Annotated in this window: 1 protein-coding gene; it reads right to left on the bottom strand. The window is 63.5% G+C overall.

Going from position 1 to position 416, the window contains the following annotated elements; all coding sequences use genetic code 11:
- Positions 1 to 416: carotenoid oxygenase family protein (locus tag IMZ11_RS44405; protein ID WP_228649800.1), on the bottom strand; the 416-nt coding region annotated here is incomplete at both ends.

The raw sequence follows: 416 nt of genomic DNA, 5'->3' as shown, positions 1-416 counted from the left end.
TCGCGGGTCTGTCCGGTGACCAGATTGAACCGCCAGCGGTGCAGCCGGGTCTGCATCTTGTCGAGCGCCAGGGCGGGCACCGCGTTGCCCTGGAAGAAGCCGTCGAGCACGATCTCGCCGGCGTCCTCATAGGCGTTGGTGAAGTGCAGGACATAGGTGGTGTCGGCTTCGAACCACTTGACGTCGCCGGCGGCGCCGCGCCGGGGGAGCACTGCGAAGCGCGATGGCAGGTCGCGATGCAGCTTGGGCAGATGAACGTTGCTCTTGAGGAAATCGGCATCCCAGAACAACGGAAAGTCGTTGAGTATCACGTAGTTTTCGGTGAACGCCATGTCGTGGGGCAGCCGGGGACCCGGTAGTTCGACGTCGACGTAGTGCACCAGGCGGTTGTCCGGATCCACCACGCCGTAGTGCAT

Origin of the sequence: Microtetraspora sp. AC03309 (assembly GCF_020826795.1) — a bacterium.
Taxonomy (GTDB): Bacteria; Actinomycetota; Actinomycetes; order Streptosporangiales; family Streptosporangiaceae; genus Microtetraspora; species Microtetraspora glauca.
Note: the sequence above shows the minus strand (reverse complement) of the source record. Positions and strands in the feature narration are given on the sequence as shown.